Source organism: Bacteroides ilei (genome assembly GCF_900128495.1).
GTDB classification, from domain to species: domain Bacteria; phylum Bacteroidota; class Bacteroidia; order Bacteroidales; family Bacteroidaceae; genus Phocaeicola; species Phocaeicola ilei.
In genome coordinates, this window is the sequence record NZ_LT635811.1 from 1 (window position 1) to 3013 (window position 3013).

The 3013-nt window shown below is 39.7% G+C and carries 1 protein-coding gene and 1 CRISPR repeat array; the gene reads left to right on the forward strand.

Annotation, left to right across the window (positions count from 1 at the left end; genetic code table 11):
- Nucleotides 1-135 precede the first annotated feature (135 nt).
- The gene (locus BQ7489_RS17170; RefSeq protein ID WP_072532381.1) at nucleotides 136-348 is read left to right on the forward strand and encodes a hypothetical protein; all 213 of its coding nucleotides are present in this window, start codon (nucleotides 136-138) and stop codon (nucleotides 346-348) included.
- A 318-nt stretch (nucleotides 349-666) separates the two neighbouring features.
- A CRISPR array of direct repeats spans nucleotides 667-2891; the repeat unit is 29 nt; unit sequence GTTTCAATTCCATAAGGTACGATTAAAAC.
- Nucleotides 2892-3013 lie beyond the last annotated feature (122 nt).

Genomic DNA, 3013 nt, shown 5'->3' on the forward strand with positions numbered 1-3013 from the left:
TGATTTTCTTGGTACCGATTCAAGCGCTACAATGGTACCGATTCCTCCGCTATAGCGGTACCGGTTCCTCCGCTATGATGGTACCGATTCGTGCGCTACGATGGTACCGTTTGACCGATACTATCACCCCGGCAGATGAACTACTACTTCAAGTACCGTGTGGTGCTGGGCAAGATGCCCACCCGCTTCACCCGCGCCGATTTCCTCAAGGTATGTGTGGAGAACGGTGTTTCCGTAGCCACCGGTGATAGGATACTGAGGGAGGCGAAACAGGATTTATACCTTGAAAAAGAGGGGAATATGTACATCAAGAAGGGTCATTCATGGTATAAGAATATGTATAGGTGATAGTTTTGATAGTTCTGATAGTACCCTGGAATCCCGCCGTTCCGTACCCTGCCTGGCCGGCAGGTGCAAGGCCGCTTTTCCGGCTGCCTGCGGGGCGTGGAACGGTACCCCCGGAAAAAGATGAAGGCGTTTCCTGGAAATGTCAGCATCTTTTCCCGGAAAGATGAAGTTCTTCCGGGTAATTCGTCAAGGTGTTTGCGGGGGGATGGCAAGGTGTTTTCCGTATAAGACCAGAGGTATGCGGCTGAGGTGGAATGTATTTCGGTTTGAATGTATAAGGTACGGTTAGGACTTTCATTAGTTCATTTATCCCGATGTTTGTCAATTCCATAAGGTACGATTAAAATAAAGGGAATGCCGTAAAAAAAGGCTCAAACTCAGAGTTTCAATTCCATAAGGTACGATTAAAACTATTTCACAAAACCATTTATTCTTTGATTTGCAAAGTTTCAATTCCATAAGGTACGATTAAAACCGTTTGATAACGAAACAGCTTTGATGAACGTCATTGATGTTTCAATTCCATAAGGTACGATTAAAACTCAGTGTTCTTTCGTACTTTATAGTGTCCCGGTAGTTTCAATTCCATAAGGTATGATTAAAACCAAAAGACTGACGGGGTTCTGCTGTTTTTGTCCTGTTTCAATTCCATAAGGTACGATTAAAACGATGGGGTAATGCGCTACACAGTGAACAGCCTCAAGTTTCAATTCCATAAGGTACGATTAAAACTTACGAGCCACGGGTTTGATGACAGCCGTCTCACCGTTTCAATTCCATAAGGTACGATTAAAACATAGCGGAACTTTCAGCTATGTGGAAAAGAGAGAAAGTTTCAATTCCATAAGGTACGATTAAAACTAACCCGTTTAGAATTTCTCTTCCAAACTGGCCATGTTTCAATTCCATAAGGTACGATTAAAACGAAATGAAGAAAGGGATGGACTGGGATAAAATCTTGTTTCAATTCCATAAGGTACGATTAAAACCTTTCTCCGCCGCTTTGGACAAGAAATCCGGGAAATAGTTTCAATTCCATAAGGTACGATTAAAACGTAAGCCGGCAGAAAAGCCAGCACAACGAAAAGATGAGTTTCAATTCCATAAGGTACGATTAAAACGGTCTGGCGTGTGTCCGGCGGCCTGGCGTGTGTCGTTTCAATTCCATAAGGTACGATTAAAACATCATATTGATAGAGCCTCTCGCAGACGATGGTCTGTTTCAATTCCATAAGGTACGATTAAAACAATGCAGTTCCAGCTTGCACAGGCCTGAAAATGGCGTTTCAATTCCATAAGGTACGATTAAAACCGCCAAAATCCCTGCTTGATGAAAGACGGTAAGGTGGTTTCAATTCCATAAGGTACGATTAAAACCTTTTTACACCGAACCTATTATAAATCTTTCTAGGTTTCAATTCCATAAGGTACGATTAAAACCCGTATCCGGGTTGTACTGCACGTAAGTAGTAAGATGTTTCAATTCCATAAGGTACGATTAAAACGACACAACTTGTTTCCAAACAGGAACACCTTTCTGTCGTTTCAATTCCATAAGGTACGATTAAAACGATTCACAGATATTCCAGTTCACCGGCACATGGGAGTTTCAATTCCATAAGGTACGATTAAAACTCTCATCTTCGCTAGAAGGTTGCCCAGGCTGTCGAGTTTCAATTCCATAAGGTACGATTAAAACTCTGTTCGTGATTTGTTTTCTATTACAGATTTCATGTTTCAATTCCATAAGGTACGATTAAAACGACTCAAACTTGCTACAAATACTTCAGATGATAAAGTTTCAATTCCATAAGGTACGATTAAAACCTTCTTTTTATGATTTCATATTGCGTTTATTACCTTGTTTCAATTCCATAAGGTACGATTAAAACCAGCCTGCGGTGTCTTCTGCTTACATTCTAACTTCTGTTTCAATTCCATAAGGTACGATTAAAACGAATACAGCGTGAAGTTCTATGCGCCGATACACGATGGTTTCAATTCCATAAGGTACGATTAAAACCGTGAACGGCTCACTTGAAGTAAGATACATAGATGGTTTCAATTCCATAAGGTACGATTAAAACTGTCTTGACCATAGATACATACCATTCTGCCACTTGTTTCAATTCCATAAGGTACGATTAAAACAACAAAGCCTTTCATCAGTTCTGGAAGATTCTATCGGGTTTCAATTCCATAAGGTACGATTAAAACGACATTTTGTTACACAATCTGTAATAAAAAGTACGACGTTTCAATTCCATAAGGTACGATTAAAACGGGTTATGGTACATTTCAGGAGAATTGTTATTTTACGTTTCAATTCCATAAGGTACGATTAAAACGTGAGTGAATCCACTTTATCCTCGATTTCGCTAATAGTTTCAATTCCATAAGGTACGATTAAAACGCTTGTAAAGCATATCTGAACTTCATTACTCCCGGCGTTTCAATTCCATAAGGTACGATTAAAACTCTACTTTAATTTTATTTCCACTAGATATATCATTCGTTTCAATTCCATAAGGTACGATTAAAGTAAGTATTCGGCCAACTACAGGTATTAAACCTTTATATACAACAATAGCGACTGTCACTATGAACCTAATAGTATCAGCCGCTATTGTTTTGTTGAACCCATATGTTACAATTTATATCAGTT